The sequence below is a fragment of the Nocardiopsis halotolerans DSM 44410 genome, assembly GCF_000341065.1.
Classification (GTDB): Bacteria; Actinomycetota; Actinomycetes; order Streptosporangiales; family Streptosporangiaceae; genus Nocardiopsis; species Nocardiopsis halotolerans.
Window position 1 is genome coordinate 1 of record NZ_ANAX01000248.1, and the last position, 15,403, is coordinate 15,403.

The following is a 15,403-nucleotide window of genomic DNA, read 5'->3' on the forward strand; positions in this document are numbered from 1 at the left end:
GTGTCCAGCCCGACCGGTGTTCGCACGTGTCTACCCCCCGTTGAGGATGCGCTCGATCTCGTTGGCCGCGTCCGCGGTGGCCTCCTCCACCGTGGCCTCGCCGTTGAGGATGTCCTGCTGCATGCCGACCAGGACCTTCTGCGCCTCGACCTGGCCCCACGCGGGCGTGACGGGCACGCCCCGGCTGGCCTCGCTGAGCTGGACGGCGAAGGGTTCGAGGATGGGGTCGGCGGAGGCGGAGAACGCGTCGACCCGGTCGGTCACACCCGGGAAGAAGCCGGTCTCCTCGGCCCAGCGCATGGCGAACTCCTCACCGGTCAGGTGCTGGACGTACCGCCACGCGGCCTCCTCGTTGCCGGTGCCCTCGAAGACCGACAGCAGTGAGCCGCCCGCGAAGGAGGGCATGTACCCGCCGTCCTGGCCGGGCAGGGTGAAGGCGCCGAGCTTGCCCTCCATGTCCGGGTTGGCCTCCAGGATGGCCTTGGGGTTGGCGCTGCCGAGGATGGCCATGGCGGCCTCCCCCTCGGCGACCGACTCCATGACGTTGATCTCGTTCCAGTTGACGGCGCCGGTGGTGGAGGTGTCGTCCTCCAGGGCCAGGCCGGTGAAGAACTCCATCCCGGCGCGGCCCTCCTCGCTGTCGATCCCCGACACCCAGGTGCCGTCGGACTCCTGGACGGCGATCTCGCCGCCTCCGCCCCAGATCCACGGCATGACCGAGTACTGGGCGTCGCCCGGGACGGGGAAGGCGATCATGTCCTCCTCGGCCTCGGACAGGGTCAGGGCGGTCTCGCGCAGCTCGTCCCAGTTCTCGGGGACCTCCAGGTCGTGTTCCTCGAAGACGTCGGTGCGGTAGACGATGGAGCGGATGGAGGCGTACCAGGGGACGCCGTAGACGCCCCCGTCGATCTGGCCCATCTCCATCAGGCCGGGGATGTACCGGTCGGTGTCGATGCCGTAGCCGGACAGGTCGTGCAGGGCTCCCGCGTCGGCGAATCCGGGTGTGAAGGTGTTGCCGAGCTCCGCGACGTCGGGCATGGTCCCGCCCGCGATGGCGGTGGAGATCTTGTTCTGTGCGTCCTGCCAGGGCACGAACTCGACCTCGACCTCGATGCCGGTCTCATCGGTGAACGCGGTGTTGGCGGCCTCGAAGAACCCCGTCTCGTCGGGGTTGGTGCCCTGCATGATCCAGACCAGGAGGCTGTCGGTGCCCGCGGCACCGTTCCCTCCGGTGCCGCACGCCGTCGCGGCCAGGACCAGGGCCGCGGCCGCGGCGGGGAGCGGAACGTACTTGTGTGTTCGTCTGCGGGCCATCGGCACGCCTCCCGTTCCTTTCGAGGGTCCCCTCAGGGTTGGTAGGAAACCTACGTAAAGAACCGCGTCGAGTGAAGTAAACCACTGCCTTTCGTATCTGAGCTGTTAGGAGACAGGGCATGTCCGGTGTGTCGCGGCCGGTGGAACGGGTCCCGCGTGTCTCGCGTGTCCCGTCGGCCTCACGGGGCTCCCGCGTGAAACGCTGCTACTCAGCCAGTCCGGTGACCTGGCGCAGGGTGGCGACGAGCTCGGCGCGCTTGTAGACGGCCAGGCCGATGGCCGCGCCGAAGGCGGCGAGCATGTGCACGTAGACCATGGGGTCGCCCCGGGTGAAGCGCTCGGCGGCCTCCTCCTCGCCGACCGAGTGGGCCTCCCACGCGGTGGAGACGGCGAACTCCAGTTCGGGCGGGAGCATCTCGGCGACCATGCGGGCGACGGCCTCGCGGGAGTCGGCGGGCTTCCACACCACCCCGGTCTGCTGCACCCGGCGGCTGAGGAACGCGGCGACGACCTTCAGCTCGGAGACGACGGCGTCCGCGTCGTCGGCGGCGCGCGGGATGGCCGCGTCGAGTTCCTGCTGGTTGTGGTCGGCGTAGGCGGCGATCAGGTCGATCGCGGTCTGCTTGACGTGGTCGGGCACGTCGGACGCGGGTGTGCTCCCGTCGGTGTTGCCGTCGAAGGATGAGGACACGGTGTCGGTCCCTTTCTGGTGTGCGGGTACGGATGTGTCCATGATGCCGCGTACACGGCTCGCGGGACCCCTGACAGGCCGGAGGTCCCCCGCCCGCGAACAGGTGGGGGACCTCCGGCGTGCCTGGTGTGCCGTCCGGGGCCGTGGCGGCCCCTCCGGGGCGGCGGACGTGCTGGTCAGAACCAGGGGCGCAGCGGCACGTGGGCCTCGGTGCCGTCCAGCTTCACGCCCAGGATCTGGTGCAGCTGCACCACGTCGCGCTCGAAGCCGAGCACGCACCCGGCCATGTAGAGCCGCCAGACCCGTGCGGTTCCCTCGCCCACCTCGGCGACGGCCTCGTCCCAGTGGCGGTCCAGGTTGGCGCCCCAGTGGCGCAGGGTCAGGGCGTAGTGCTCGCGCAGGTTCTCCTGGTGGCGGATCTCGAACCCGGCGTCGTTCATGGCGGTCTGGATCCGGCCGGGGCCCTCCAGCTCGCCGTCGGGGAAGACGTACCGGTTGATGACGCCTCCCTTGTTCATGGGCGGCAGGTCGTTGCGCGGACGGGTGATGCAGTGGTTGAGCAGCCGTCCCCCGGGGACGAGCTTGTCGTGGAGCGACGTGAAGTAGGAGTCCAGGTTCCTGGCGCCGATGTGCTCGGTCAGGCCGATGGAGCTGATCCGGTCGTAGCTGCCGTCGGGGACGTCGCGGTAGTCCATGTGGCGGACCTCGGCCAGCTCCGAGAGCCCCTCCTGGGCGATCCTCTTGGCCGCCCACTCGGCCTGTTCCTTGGACAGGGTGACGCCGAGCGCCCGGACCCCGTGCTCGCGGGCGGCGTGCATGACCATGCCGCCCCACCCGCAGCCCACGTCGAGCAGGCGCATACCCGGTTCCAGGCCGAGCTTGCGCGAGACCAGTTCGTACTTGCGGAACTGGGCGCTCTCCAGGGCGCCGTCGGCTCGGCCGACCCGGTCCAGGGAGGCGTCCTGGTCGTCGAAGACGGCGCAGGTGTAGGTCATGGACGGGCCCAGGACCATCTCGTAGAAGGCGTTGGAGACGTCGTAGTGGTGGTGGATGACCTCGGCGTCGCGCTGTCTGGAGTGGCGCCAGCCCAGGCCGCTGAGGCGGCTCCGGGACATCTCCTGGGGCGGCGGGGCGACCCGGTTGACGAACTTGACCCAGCCCACGGACCTCGCGATCGCGGCCATGTCGCGCACGGAGACGCTGATCCCCTCGGTGAACACGAACTCCGCCATGCGCCTGAGGGCGGTGTACATGTCGCCCTCCAGCTCCAGGTGGCCGGAGACGTAGGCGCGGGCCAGGCCGACCTCGTTCGGTGACTGCGCCAGGTAGTTCACCGCGACCGGGGTCCGTACGTGCAGTGCCACGTCGCTGTTCGGGTCCCCCGCGCTGCTGCCGTCGTAGGCGGTGAACCGGATGGGCGCGTCGGGTCCCACGACGCGTTCGAAGATCTCTGCAAGCCGCATTGCTCTGTCCTTCCTCTCGCGGATGCGGCCCATCCCCTCGGGTCGCGTCCCGGTGGTGTCGTGCCGTCAGCGGCTGTGTACGCACTTGGCGTACAGGTCGAGCAGCCGTCCGTCGGGGTCGTAGGCCTCCTTGAGCCCGGCGTAGACGGGGCCGTTGTAGAGCCGCCAGAACTCCTCCTCGGTGTAGAAGGAGTCCGAGTACAGGGACTTGTGCCCGCCCAGGTCGGCGACCGTCTCCTCGATGAGGCGGTTGTGGTGGGCGCGGCGCTGGCCCGGCTTCATGTCGACCATGCCCCAGAAGCCGAAGTTGACGTAGAGGCGGTCGTTGTCCAGCGGGTAGAGCGGCCACACGTGTTCGTCGGGGGCCAGGCCGGGCCGCCGGGGTTCGCGGAGCCTGAGGGGGCACATCCAGACGGGGGTCATGCCGATCTCGGCATGGTAGACGTCGAGGAACTCCGCGCCCCGCTCGACGCCCACCTCGATGTCCTGGATGACCGGCTCCTGGGGTCGCCTGCCCCGGTAGTGGTTGAGGAGACGGGAGAAGTCGGTGCGCCGGTCCCAGGCGACCAGCCTGCGGTAGACGTCGGAGCGCTTGAGGGAGCGCGGCCACAGGGGGCGCAGCAGCGGGTGCTGGGTGCCGAAGGCGCGGGAGCACCAGAACCAGTCGGTGTCCCAGCGCCACAGGTAGTCGCTGACGGTGAGGTAGTCACCCGGGCCGGTGCCCGCGTGGCTCCGGATGGACTGGTAGTAGACCTCGTTGCCGGTGTAGTCACTGGTCCAGGGGGCCTGGTCGGTGAAGCGGGCCAGGGTCAGGTACAGCTCGTCGGGGGCGAAGGCGACCCCGTCCACGAAGTCGACCGGCTGCCCGTCGTGCTCGCGGTCGGCGCAGATCCGGGCGAGGGCGTCCATGGTCTCGGCGGCGTCGTGGAAGCGCAGGTGGCGCAGGTGCACGTACGGGGAGACCGGTTCCAGCTCGATGCGCAGGCGCAGACTGTAGCCCAGGGTTCCGTAGGAGTTGGGAAAACCGTGGAAGAGGTCGCTGTACTCGTTGTCCCGGGTGGCGGTGACGACCTCGCCGCCGCCGGTGAGGATCTCCATCTCCTGGACGGCCTCGTGCGGCAGGCCGTTGCGGAAGGAGGAGGACTCGATGCCCATGCCGGTGACGGCGCCGCCGAGGGTGATGGTGCGCAGCTGGGGAACGACCGTCGGCATGAGGCCGTACGGCAGGGTGGCGGCGACGAGGTCCTCGTAGGTGGTCATGGCGCCGACGTCGGCGAGGCGCTCGACGGGGTCGATGGCGATGACACCGGAGAAGGCGGACACGTCCAGGGCGGGCGCGCTGGTGGGCTCACGGAACCGGAAGAGGTTGGAGGTGGGCTTGGCCAGACGTACCGGCGCGTCCTCGGGCAGTGCGCGGTAGTCGCGGCGCAGCTTCTGGACCGCCGCTATGTGCTCGGCGAACCCCGTCCGCGTTCCGGCGGAGGTGGCGCTGCCCGTTCCCTGCTGTTGAGGAGTCATCCCAGTCCCGTTCCGGTGTCGAGGCGCACAGGCGCGTGTCGATCGGCCCGGTCGCGCAAGGCGGCTGGAACGGGCCGATCCACTCTGTTCTACCTACCGGTAACGACCTTGTGCCACCCTATTTGTTACGTGTCTTGCTCACGGTCCCCCCTACCTGGGACTGTGCCGGGACACGCCGGGGAGGGACCGGTTCCGCCCGTGCGTGCGGCGGCCAGCCGGTGCGGTACGGAGCTGGTCGTAGGATCTGGATTGTGCGTATCGCTCTCGTTGACTCCGGTATCGGCATGCTCTCGACCGCGGCGGCCCTGCGCGCCGCGCGGCCGGACGCGGACCTGTTCCTGTCCATGGACCCGGACCACATGCCGTGGGGCCCGCACACCCCGGACGAGATCATCGCACGCGCGCTGGCCGGGGCCCGGGCCGCCCGGGAGGCCGCGGGCGAACCCGGGGTGGACGCCGTGGTGGTGCCGTGCAACACCGCCTCGGTGCACGGGTTGGCCGAACTCCGCGCCGAGTTCGAGCCGGAGGTCCCCGTGGTCGGGACGGTTCCCGCCATCAAGCCCGCGGCGGCCGCCGGAGGACCGATCGCGGTGTGGTCCACCGTCGCGACCACGCGCAGCGGCTACCAGCGCCAGCTCATCGAGACCTTCGCCCACGGGGTGGAGGTGACCGCGGTGGCCTGCGTCGGGCTGGCCGAGGCGGTGGAGTCGGCCGATCCGCGGCTCGTCGACGACGCCGTGGCCTACGCCGCGGAACTGACCCCCGGTGACGTACGCGGCGTGGTGCTCGGGTGCACCCACTACGACCTGGTGAGTGAGCGGATCTCCGCGGCCCTGGGCGGACGGGCGTCGCTGTTCACCGCCGCCGGCGCGGTGGCCGCCCAGGCCCTGCGCCGGATCGGCGAGGTCCCCGTCAGCGACCGGACCGGACGGATACGGGTACTGGCCAGCGGGAGGCCCTCCCGGCTGCCCGCCGCCGCGCTCGCCNNNATCCGGCGGGGCGCTCGCTCGCGGACGGGGTGCGCGCCACCACCGCGTGAGGATCCGGCCCCGCGGCCCCGATCCGCACGGGCGCGTCCGGGACGGAGCCGTCGAGCGCACCGGCCGCGAGGGTGCTCACCAGGTTGCGCACCCCGACGGTGTCGTTGTCGTGCAGGAGGGTCTCCAGCAGTGACAGGGCCGCGCGCTGGTCCCCGGGCCGTTCCCGTACGTGCCGCCACTGGGGCTCGGTGGCCGCGTCCGACAGCATCAGGGTGCGGCCGACCTGACCGAGCGCGGTCAGCAGCGGGGTGTCGTGCGGAATCCTCTCCAGTGCCGCGTTGACCTGCTCGGCCTGCTGTTCGGGGTTGACCTCCTCGGCGGGCTGTGCCCGGAGGAACTCCAGCACGTTCTCGGCCGGGGCCAGCGGCCGGACCGGCGCCATCGCCCCGATCATGGCGCGCACCTCCGCGAGGTCCCCCAGGATCTCCGCGGTGTTCGCCAGCTCCCCGATGAGGCGTTCCGCCCGCTGCGCGGAGCAGCCGGCCACCCAGCGGGCCCCGCGGGCCGAGGCCAGGCGGGCCGCGGACAGGGCGAGTTCCGCACCGCGGCGGGGCGCCCCCACCCGCTCGAAGTACCGCGACCAGGTGGTCACCCGCACACCCAGCCGCCAGTCGTTGCGCACGGCGCCCTGGCACACCAGGTTCTCCACCGCCTCCACCCAGGCGGGCCGCAGGCTCGGGTACGCCTCCGCCTCCTCCACCGTGGGCAGTGGCGCGATGGCCTCCTGTGGCTGGCACTGGCCCAGACGGGCCAGCCAGGACAGCAGCCGCGCACGCTCGAAGCGGATGCGTCGGTGCAGTGCGGCCCGGCGCGGGTTGACCTCGTCCAGGGCCAGCTCCGCCTCCGTCCGGTCCAGCACCTCCAGGGCCTCGGCGTGCCGGTCCTGGTAGCGCAGGGCTCTGACGAGGGTGAACACCCCGTCGGCGCCGAGCACGGCCGGACCTGTGGCGGTGTGTTCGTAGCGCCGCAGCTCGGCCTCGGCGCGGTCGGCCAGGTCCTCGTCGATGAGGAGGTTCACCCGGGCGAGGGTGAACGCGGGCCAGGCCGGGGTGCGTTCCCAGCCGGCCAGGCGCCGGGTGGACAGCAGCTCGCGGCGCAGGTCGGTAGTGCCGCGGGCGTCGACGTTGGCGTGGCAGCGCGTCAGGGTCTCCAGCAGGGACACCGGAAGCGGACCGTGGGCGTGGGGGTCGGGTTCGTCCTCGGCCGCCGCGCTCACCTGGGCGAGCGCGCGCCCGCCCTCGGCCAGGGCGCCCACGCGCACGGCCAGGGGCCAGTGCGCGAGGAAGAACAGGGTCGGCGGGCCGAAGAGCCCCGGCACCGCGGCCTCGGTCGCGCCCGTCTCGGCGACCAGGCGGCGCGCGACGCGCAGGGCCGAACGTGCCACGGCCTCCACGCGCACCGCCTCCCCGGCCTCGCAGAGCACGGGCAGGTCCGCGACCGCGTCGGCCAACTCCGCCTGCCCCGACGCCCTGAGTTGTCGTGCGGTCTCCCCCGCCCACGTCCACATCGGCATGTCTCTACCCCCTGTCAACGCCGCATGAGAACAGAACGTAGCAGCGCGATGACAGGACTGTCCGGAAAACGCGGCAAACCGTTACCGCGTGGGGGTTTACGCGTCCGTTCGGGGTGGATTCGGCCCGATAGACTCGAAGACCCCCGCCGGTGCCCCGACGGGGTACCACCACAAGGCTTCGGGACAGGCACCCGTACGGAACCCACCAAGGGGACATGAGCGCCGATGGGATGGCGAGACCGTTTCGGACTCCGCAAGGCCAACCGCAAGGGCAAGGCCCGTTTTGATCGGGCGACAGAGGATTCGGACATCAAGGCGCTGATCGACTTCGCCAAGAGTCGGGTCGGTGTGGAGTTCTTCGTCGAGCCGGAGACCTTCGCCACGCGGGCCACGGCGGTCGCGGTCGCCACGGACGGTGAGTGGACCCGGCGCCGGTGCGGTTCCCCCGAGGTGATCCGCAAGGTGGCCAGCAAGCTGGCGATCCCCACCTACGACGTGCAGATCGTCGGGTATCCGCAGCGGATGCGCGACTGGAGCGCCCGCAACAAGCGTGGCCTGGCGATGGACGATGAGTGATACGCGGTGCCCTAGTGGGCGGAGGTAAGACTCGCCACACCGACACGCCGTTGGGGCATGTCCGAAACCCTCTACCAGGTCATTTTGGGCATTGATGACGACTCCTTGCCGCGACTTCCTCGCCGAACGGGTTCCCTAACGGGCTTCATCCGTCGCATACTCGCCTCGGAGGGGGGACTCTGATGAAGCAGGATCTCACGGCCCTGTGCTGCGACTGCGGCACGATTCGCGAGGTGAGCGACTACCAGAGTGTGGGCGAGGCGCAGTCCGCCTACGGGCTGGCTCGCTGCGTCGTCTGGCGCAAGTGCCGCACGTGCGGCTACCGCACCTACCACGCCTACCTGCGCGCCGACGAGGAGCGCGACGAACTGGAGGACGCCCTTCGCCTGGACGGCGCCCTGGCAGCCGAGGCCCTCGACGAGGAGGTGGAGCAGCTGCGGCTGTGCGGGGTCGAGATCGGGCACGCCCCCGTTCCGGCCATCTGGGACGGGCAGTCCGTGGGCATGGTGACCCAACGGCTGACCGACCACGCCTACTCGATCGTGTTGGACCCCGAGGCGTCCGTGGTCTCGCGCCTCAAGCTCATCGACATGATGTGGAACGAGCTGCTGGTGGGCGAGCACGACGATCGCTGGTTCATCCAGGAGGCCGAGGACGACGACTCCCCCGGGTACGCGGTCCGGTTGTTCGGTTACCGCACCCGGGGCTGAGGGGGTCCGTCCCCTCACGAGTTCCCCGCGGTGATCGCACGGCACACGGCCGGGTGCCCTCCACGGGCGCCCGGCCGCCGTGCCTCCGCTGCCTGGAGGGTTCGGACGTCCCCTCGCCGAACGCCCGGACGGGGAAGGCGCCGCGGCCGGAGGCCGTCGTTCGGCACCGTCTAACCGGCGGCGGGTTCGGGCTGGCTGGACAGCCGGCGCAGCGCCGACCTGGCCACCGTCGGGTCGGTGGTCCCCCAGTAGGGCGGCAGGGAGGCCCGCAGGAAACCGCCGTAGCGGGCCGTGGCCAGACGCGGGTCCAGGACGGCGATGACGCCCCGGTCCTCGGTGGAGCGCAGGAGGCGCCCGGTGCCCTGGGCGAGCAGCAGGGCGGCGTGGGTGGCGGCCACCGACAGGAAGCCGTTGCCGCCGTGGGCCGCCACGGAGCGCTGACGCGCGGAGGCCAGTGGATCATCCGGGCGGGGGAAGGGGATGCGGTCCACGATCACCAGGGACAGTGAGGGCCCGGGCACGTCCACGCCCTGCCACAGCGACAGGGTGCCGAACAGGCAGGATCGCTCGTCCTCGGCGAAGCCGCGCACCAACTGCCCGGTGGAGTCCTCTCCCTGGCACAGGATCGGGTGGTCCAGGCGTTCGCGGAGTTCGTCGGAGGCCTGCTGGGCGGCGCGCATGGAGGAGAACAGGCCCAGCGCGCGGCCGTCGGCGGCCTCGATGAGTTCGGCGATCTCGTCCAGGTAGGCGGGTGCGAGACCGTCCCGACCGGGTGTGGGCAGGTGGGTGGCCACGTAGAGGATGCCCCTGCGTGCGTGCTCGAAGGGTGATCCGACGTCCAGCGCGCGCCAGCGGGGTTCCCCTGCGGCGCGGTGGGGGCCGTCATCGTCGTCGCCCGGTTCCTCCTCGGAGGCGTCGTCCCGGGCGGGAGACGGATCGGGATCCCTGCCAGCGGCGGCGCGTTCGGCCGCCTCCTGGGTGACCTCGCGGCCCAGTCCCCACTGGTTGGCCAGGGCGGTGAAGGAGCCGCCCAGGGTGAGGGTGGCCGAGGTGAGGACCACGGTGCGGTCGCCGAAGAGCTTCTCACGCAGCAGCCCGCCCACACCGAGCGGGGCGACGTGGAGCGCGGGCTGTCGGCCGGGCACCTTGGTCAGCCAGACGACCTCGGTGCGGTCGCGCAGGGCGGGTTCGAAGGACTCCAGGACGCGGACGGCGGTGTCGTGCACCTCGTTGAGCGCGGCCAGGGCCAGGCGGCGGTCGCTGGCGCCGTCCGGGTCCAGCTCCCCGGGTGAGGGACCGATGGCGGTGACGCAGGCCGAGGCCGCGTCGCGGATGGCGGCGACCGCGTTGGCGAGGGCGTCGTCGATGTGGTCCAGGCGTCCGTCGGGCGACTCGGTGAACATCAGGGCGAGGCCGTCGGCGCACTCGGTCAGGCGTTCGCTGACGCCGGGTTCGACCAGGCGGGCGGCGCGCTTAGCGGCGGCGTTGACGACGCGTTCGCTCAGGACGCCGGTGGCCACTGAGGTGGCGCGGTCGACGAGTTCGTGCGCCTCGTCGATCATGATCGTGTCGTGCTCGGGCATGATGTGGTAGCCCTGCGACATGTCGATGGAGAGCATGGCGTGGTTGGTGACCACCACGTCCACCCCCTGGGTGGCCTCACGGGCGAACTCGGCGAAGCACTCCTGGCCGAAGGGGCAGATGCGGGCGCCCATGCACTCGTTCGCGCCCACCGACACCTGCCGCCAGGCCAGGTCGCTGACGCCGGGGACGAGTTCGTCGCGGTCGCCGGTGACGGTCTCCTCGGACCACTCGTGCAGGCGCGCCACCTGGCGGCCGAGCGAGGAGAGCTGGCGGGGGTCGAACAGTTCGGTGTCCTCGGCCTCCTCGTCCGCGGTCTGGAGCCGGTTGCGACACAGGTAGTTGCGGCGGCCCTTGAGGACGGCGAACGTGGGCTCGCGGGGCAGCATCGGCGCGAGGGCCCGCGCCAGGCGTGGCAGGTCGCGCTCGATGAGCTGGTTCTGGAGGGCGATGGTGGCGGTGGAGACGACCACGGTGGTCTCCTTGGCCATCGCGTGTCTGATCGCGGGCACCAGGTAGGCCAGGGACTTGCCGGTACCGGTACCGGCCTGGACCACCAGGTGTTCGCGCTTGTCGACCGCCTCGTCCACGGCGGCGGCCATGGTCGCCTGGCCCTCGCGGCGGCTGCCGCCCAGGGCGGCGACGGCCGCGTCGAGCAGGGTCGGGATGTCGGGGAGTTCTGCCACGGATCGACAGTACCGGCCCCGGAGGACAGGGCGGGCGTCGTCCACAGGCCGGATCGGCCGGACCGACACGGGCCCGGCCGGTCCGCGGTTCTCAGGACACCGTGGCCAGCACCCCGTCCAGAGCGTCCATGGACTGCTTCAGGCCGTGCTCCATGCCGGACTGGAGCATGCCGTCGCGGTCCTCGACGGTCTGGAACACCGCGACCGACGTGTAGAGGGTACGGCCGTCCTTCTCCTCCAGGTTGGTGGTCTCCAGGCACACGTGCCCGGGCGTGCCCTCGAACTCGAAGGTCTGCACGAAGCGCTCGGGCGCGACGAGGTCGTGGACCACGCCGTGGAAGCCGTACTCCTGCCCGTCGGGGGCGCGCTCGACGAACCTCCAGGAGCCGCCGGGACGCATCTCGGCGCGGTCGATGACGGTCTCGGTCTCCTTGAGCCCCCACCACCGGGCGAGGTACTCGGGTTCGGTCATGGCCTTGAACACCACGTCGCGGGGTGCGTCGAAGCTGCGCGTGACGACGATGTCGTGCTGTCCGGGCTCGGCGATCACTGTCAGGTCACTCATGGCTGTTCTCTCCCTCTCGCTGGATCCTGCGGATCTCCGCGTCGAGCCGGTCGAAGCGGTCCTCCCACTGCTGGCGGTAGCGCTCGATCCACACCGACACCTCTTCCAGAGGGGCGGCTTCCAGTCGGCACGGGCGCCACTGCGCGTCGCGGCCCCGGCTGACCAGCCCCGCCCGCTCCAGCACCTTCAGGTGTCTGGAGACCGCCTGGAGGCTGATGGGGAAGGGCTCCGCCAGTTCGTTGACGGTCGCCTCCCCCTCGGCGAGCCTCGCCAGCAGTGCCCGACGGGTCGGGTCGGCCAGCGCCGCGAACGTGAGGCTCAACGGATCGGTCGCCATCTGCGCATTCAACCCCTCTGTTAATCAACCGACATGTTGATTATGGCCCGCAACGGAGCCGGGCGCAAGAGGTGAAGGACGCACCGGGCACTGAAGGCCCCCGCAACGGTGCGGTCGAAAGCCCGGGCCGTGGCCGCGCCCCAACGGGGTCGCCTGGTGACGCGACGGACCACCCGAAAAGAAAGAACCGCCCCGCCATCAGGCGGAGCGGTTCTCCTGTGTGGAGCTATGGGGATTCGAACCCCAGACCTCCTCCATGCCATGGAGGCGCGCTACCAACTGCGCCATAGCCCCGTGTGCCTCGCGGCAACGGTTCAAGTCTAGCGGACACGAAACGGTGGCCTGACCATGCGGCGGTGTCGTGCAGCGCACACACCCAGCCGCCGGGGACCGGTTCACGCAGGGGTGTCAGCCCCTCGAACGGGGCACAGGAAGGGCATGAGCGACAGATCACGGCAGAACCCCGTCGAGACGCTGGTCCGTTGGGAGGAGCACGGCGCCGTGTGGCGGGTGGTGGAGCGGGCCGGGTCCGGGGTGACGGTGGCCCTGTGCCGGTGCGACGGAGGCGAGGAGGTGGACCGCCTGTCCTCCGACGCCCCGGAGCTTCTCGCCTTCGTGGACGGGCGGGACGCCTCCACGGAGTGACGGAAGATCCGGTCGGCGCCCCTGGTGGGACGCCTCCACACGGGCCGCGGCGAGCGAGAGCACCCTCTCCCAACCGATGGCGCCCTCTTCGACGTACAGGAGCCGCACCTCCCCCGGCGCCTCCGGTGAGTCACAACCGCGTCGCGTCTCCGTTCGGTCACCCTCGCATCACTCGCGGGTAGTGGGACACGGGCCTCCGGCTCCGCGCCGCTCGTTCCGCCCCGCCCGGTCCTGCGGCTCCCGCGTCGCCGACCCGTCCGGCGGATCGGCGACGTTGTCGCGGAGCCTTTCCAGCAACCGTTCCAGGTGCGCGGTGTCCTCCTCGTCGAGGCCGGCGCGCAGGCGGCGGTCGAAGGCGAGCGCCACCTCGCGCATCCGGTGGAACGCCGCCTCACCCTCCTCGGTGAGCTCCACCAGGTGCACCCTCCGATTCCCTGGGTCGCGGCGCCGGGTCAACAGGCCCTCGGCCTCCATGGCGTTGAGGTGCTGGGTCAGCGTCGCCCCCCGGATACCCACCGCGGCGGCCAGTTCGCGCTGATTGGCCGTCGGCCTGGCCTTCAGGGACATGAGAACGAGCCAGCTCGGGCGGGATCCCCCCGTCGCGGCGAGCGCCTCGTCGAAGGCGTGGCTGACCTCCTTGGCGGTGGCGGCGAGTCTGACCCCGAGGGGAGGGCCGGCGGAGCGGAACGGCATGTCGGCAAGGTTACCACCCAGTTCGCACCCTAATAGTTTGACGACTAACCGTTCGGTGCCTATCGTTTTACGGGAGGCGAACTGGCCGGTCCGCTCGGGACCGGCCCTCGACCAAGGAGGAGCAATGCCGGAGAACGCGAGAACGGCGCAGGCACGCGGCGCGGTCGACGCCTGGGTCGCGGCCGAGGAGGCAGGCGACACCACCGCCTTGGGCGCAATGCTCACCGAGGACTTCGCCGGGATCGGGCCACACGGCTTCCAGCTCGACCGGGGAGGGTGGCTGGATCGCCATGACTCCGGTTCCCTGGTCAACGAGGTGTTCACCGCCGACGAGATCGCGGTACGCCACTACGGAGCGGAGACGGCCATCGCCAACGGGGTACTGGCGCAGCGCGCCACCTATCGCGGTCGCCCCGTCCCCGGCCGGTTCCGCTTCACCGCGGCACTGATCGCCGACGGGCACTCCTGGCGCATCGCCAACCTCCAGTTGTCACCGATGCCCGGGAACTGAGGCGGCGACGGAATCGTGCGTATCAGCTTGAACGCGACCAACCACGCATGGCCCGGTGCGCCGGACAGTCTGCGCCATGAACTGACGCGTGTCGTACGCGCGGCCGACGACGCGGGGTTGGACACGGTCTGGGTCGCCGACCACCTGCTCCAGGTCGATCCGCGGAGCTCACTCGATGCCGAGGTGCTGGAGGCCTACACGACGTTGGGCTTTCTGGCCGCGCGGACGACGCGCGTGAGGTTGGGCACGATGGTCACCGGTGTGACGTTCCGGCCGCCCGGTCTGCTGGTCAAGGCCGTCACCACGCTCGACGTGCTCTCCGGAGGGCGGGCCTGGCTCGGTCTGGGAGCCGGGTACCACAACGACGAGGCGCGTGCCATGGGCCTGCCGATGCCCGCGGCGGCCGAGCGTTTCGAGCGGCTGGAAGAGACCCTCCGGATCGCCCACCGCATGTGGTCCGGCGACGACACGGCTTTCCGCGGACGCCACTACCAGCTACGACGACCGGTGGGTCGACCTCTGCCGATCACCCGTCCGCGTCCGCCCGTGCTCGTCGGCGGAATGGGCGAACAGCGGACACTGCCGCTGGTGGCACGTTACGCCGACGCGTGCAACCTCTTCGACGTCGGCGACGGGGGTCTGACCGTGCGCCGCAAGCTCGATGTGCTCGCCGAGCACTGCACGGCTGTCGGCCGCCCACGTGAGGAGATCGAAACGACACTGAGCACACGGCTGGAGCCGGGTGAGCATCCCGACAGCTTCATCCTGCGCTGCGCCGACCTCGCCACGCTGGGCGTCGAGCACATCGTCGTGATCACCGAGGGCCCGTGGACCGAGCAGGGCGTGGCCACCCTGGCCCGCGCCGTGGACGCCCTGGGAGGTGACCCGGAATGAGCAAGCCCCAGCGCACGGTCCACCGGTGGCGCCTGGGACCACGTACCCGCAAAGCCGTGCTGTCCGTGCACATCGTCGCGGCCGGATCATGGATCGGCATCGACGTCGTACTGGCCGTCCTGGTGTTCACCGCGTTGTTCACCGACGACGTTCGTACTGCCGCGCTCGCCTACCAGACACTGGAGCTGTTCGCGATCGGACCACTGTTCACCGCCGGTCTGGTGTGCCTCGCCTCAGGTGTCCTCCTGGGGCTGGGCACGAAGTACGGCGTGCTGAGGTACTGGTGGGTGGTCGCGAAACTGGTGGTGAACGTGGTGTTCGTCGTCCTCGTACCGTTGTCGCTGAGCCCGACGGTCACCGCGGCCGCCGAGTACGGCCGGAACCTCATTGAAGGGCACTCGGACGCGGCGATGGTGACCAACCTCGTCTTCCCACCGATCGTCTCGCCCACGGGCCTGCTCATCGCCGTACTGCTGGCCGTCTTCAAACCGTGGGGCAGGATCGGGGAGTCACGGCGGAACGCACGAGCACGATCGGCCTCCACCGATCGGCCGGGCGGATAGAGGGCGGTCCCGCGAACGGAACGGGGCCGAGCGGCGCATCGAGGGGCTCGGGGCGCCCCCAGAAAGCACCGCGGGCTGCGGCGAGCCGGTCGAAGACCGGCGA

Annotated in this window: 15 protein-coding genes, 1 tRNA gene and 1 pseudogene; 7 read left to right on the plus strand and 10 right to left on the minus strand. The window is 70.9% G+C overall.

Going from position 1 to position 15,403, the window contains the following annotated elements; translation table 11 throughout:
• Positions 1 to 30: 30 nt before the first annotated feature.
• The 4 genes from D455_RS0119345 to D455_RS0119360 form a co-directional block, all read right to left on the minus strand.
• The gene (locus D455_RS0119345) at positions 31 to 1,314 is read right to left on the minus strand and encodes a sugar ABC transporter substrate-binding protein (protein ID WP_017572359.1); all 1,284 of its coding nucleotides are present in this window, start codon (positions 1,312 to 1,314) and stop codon (positions 31 to 33) included.
• A gap of 205 nt (positions 1,315 to 1,519) precedes the next feature.
• Positions 1,520 to 2,005 (minus strand): hypothetical protein, encoded by a 486-nt coding sequence (locus D455_RS0119350; protein WP_017572360.1) that lies wholly within the window; start codon positions 2,003 to 2,005, stop codon positions 1,520 to 1,522.
• A 176-nt stretch (positions 2,006 to 2,181) separates the two neighbouring features.
• The gene (locus D455_RS0119355; RefSeq protein WP_017572361.1) at positions 2,182 to 3,468 is read right to left on the minus strand and encodes an SAM-dependent methyltransferase; all 1,287 of its coding nucleotides are present in this window, start codon (positions 3,466 to 3,468) and stop codon (positions 2,182 to 2,184) included.
• A 66-nt stretch (positions 3,469 to 3,534) separates the two neighbouring features.
• The gene (locus tag D455_RS0119360) at positions 3,535 to 4,986 is read right to left on the minus strand and encodes an FAD-binding oxidoreductase (RefSeq protein WP_017572362.1); all 1,452 of its coding nucleotides are present in this window, start codon (positions 4,984 to 4,986) and stop codon (positions 3,535 to 3,537) included.
• A 344-nt stretch (positions 4,987 to 5,330) separates the two neighbouring features.
• Here D455_RS0119360 and D455_RS35500 point away from each other — a divergent pair.
• A pseudogene (locus D455_RS35500) lies at positions 5,331 to 5,765 on the plus strand (aspartate/glutamate racemase family protein); the annotation flags it as partial.
• A 133-nt stretch (positions 5,766 to 5,898) separates the two neighbouring features.
• Here D455_RS35500 and D455_RS0119365 read toward each other — a convergent pair.
• Positions 5,899 to 7,539, minus strand: a complete 1,641-nt coding sequence (locus D455_RS0119365; RefSeq protein WP_241480281.1) for a hypothetical protein — start codon at positions 7,537 to 7,539, stop codon at positions 5,899 to 5,901.
• A gap of 225 nt (positions 7,540 to 7,764) precedes the next feature.
• On the opposite strand from D455_RS0119365, the gene D455_RS0119370 reads away from it, so the two are divergent.
• Together D455_RS0119370 and D455_RS0119375 are read left to right on the plus strand one after the other, a co-directional pair.
• Positions 7,765 to 8,115 carry a hypothetical protein gene (locus D455_RS0119370; RefSeq protein ID WP_017572364.1) on the plus strand — a complete coding sequence of 117 codons (351 nt, stop codon included), beginning with the start codon at positions 7,765 to 7,767 and terminating at the stop codon, positions 8,113 to 8,115.
• Positions 8,116 to 8,297: 182 nt separating this feature from the next.
• Positions 8,298 to 8,825: a DUF6315 family protein gene (locus D455_RS0119375; protein WP_017572365.1), complete on the plus strand. Its 528-nt coding sequence runs from the start codon at positions 8,298 to 8,300 to the stop codon at positions 8,823 to 8,825.
• 170 nt (positions 8,826 to 8,995) lie between these two features.
• Here the strand turns inward: D455_RS0119375 and D455_RS0119380 are convergent, their stop codons facing one another.
• From D455_RS0119380 to D455_RS0119395, 4 genes are all read right to left on the minus strand, one after another.
• Positions 8,996 to 11,092 (minus strand): ATP-dependent DNA helicase, encoded by a 2,097-nt coding sequence (locus D455_RS0119380; protein WP_017572366.1) that lies wholly within the window; start codon positions 11,090 to 11,092, stop codon positions 8,996 to 8,998.
• A 91-nt stretch (positions 11,093 to 11,183) separates the two neighbouring features.
• Positions 11,184 to 11,657, minus strand: a complete 474-nt coding sequence (locus D455_RS0119385) for an SRPBCC family protein (RefSeq protein WP_017572367.1) — start codon at positions 11,655 to 11,657, stop codon at positions 11,184 to 11,186.
• Positions 11,650 to 11,994, minus strand: coding sequence for an ArsR/SmtB family transcription factor (locus D455_RS0119390; protein WP_017572368.1), 345 nt, complete (start codon positions 11,992 to 11,994; stop codon positions 11,650 to 11,652). Before D455_RS0119390 ends, D455_RS0119385 begins: the two co-directional genes overlap by 8 nt.
• Positions 11,995 to 12,215: 221 nt before the next feature.
• Positions 12,216 to 12,288 (minus strand) — tRNA-Ala (locus D455_RS0119395).
• Positions 12,289 to 12,432: 144 nt separating this feature from the next.
• On the opposite strand from D455_RS0119395, the gene D455_RS0119400 reads away from it, so the two are divergent.
• Positions 12,433 to 12,639 carry a hypothetical protein gene (locus tag D455_RS0119400; protein ID WP_017572369.1) on the plus strand — a complete coding sequence of 69 codons (207 nt, stop codon included), beginning with the start codon at positions 12,433 to 12,435 and terminating at the stop codon, positions 12,637 to 12,639.
• 168 nt (positions 12,640 to 12,807) lie between these two features.
• Here D455_RS0119400 and D455_RS0119405 read toward each other — a convergent pair whose 3' ends face one another.
• Positions 12,808 to 13,332, minus strand: a complete 525-nt coding sequence (locus tag D455_RS0119405; RefSeq protein ID WP_017572370.1) for a MarR family winged helix-turn-helix transcriptional regulator — start codon at positions 13,330 to 13,332, stop codon at positions 12,808 to 12,810.
• A gap of 124 nt (positions 13,333 to 13,456) precedes the next feature.
• Here D455_RS0119405 and D455_RS0119410 point away from each other — a divergent pair, with 124 nt between their 5' ends.
• Genes D455_RS0119410 through D455_RS0119420 form a run of 3 tightly spaced genes read left to right on the plus strand, consistent with a single transcriptional unit; the run spans position 13,457 to position 15,300 of the window.
• Positions 13,457 to 13,843 (plus strand): nuclear transport factor 2 family protein, encoded by a 387-nt coding sequence (locus D455_RS0119410; RefSeq protein WP_017572371.1) that lies wholly within the window; start codon positions 13,457 to 13,459, stop codon positions 13,841 to 13,843.
• 15 nt (positions 13,844 to 13,858) lie between these two features.
• Positions 13,859 to 14,737, plus strand: coding sequence for an LLM class F420-dependent oxidoreductase (locus D455_RS0119415; RefSeq protein ID WP_017572372.1), 879 nt, complete (start codon positions 13,859 to 13,861; stop codon positions 14,735 to 14,737).
• Positions 14,734 to 15,300 carry a hypothetical protein gene (locus D455_RS0119420; protein WP_017572373.1) on the plus strand — a complete coding sequence of 189 codons (567 nt, stop codon included), beginning with the start codon at positions 14,734 to 14,736 and terminating at the stop codon, positions 15,298 to 15,300. Before D455_RS0119415 ends, D455_RS0119420 begins: the two co-directional genes overlap by 4 nt.
• The last annotated feature ends 103 nt before the right edge of the window (positions 15,301 to 15,403 follow it).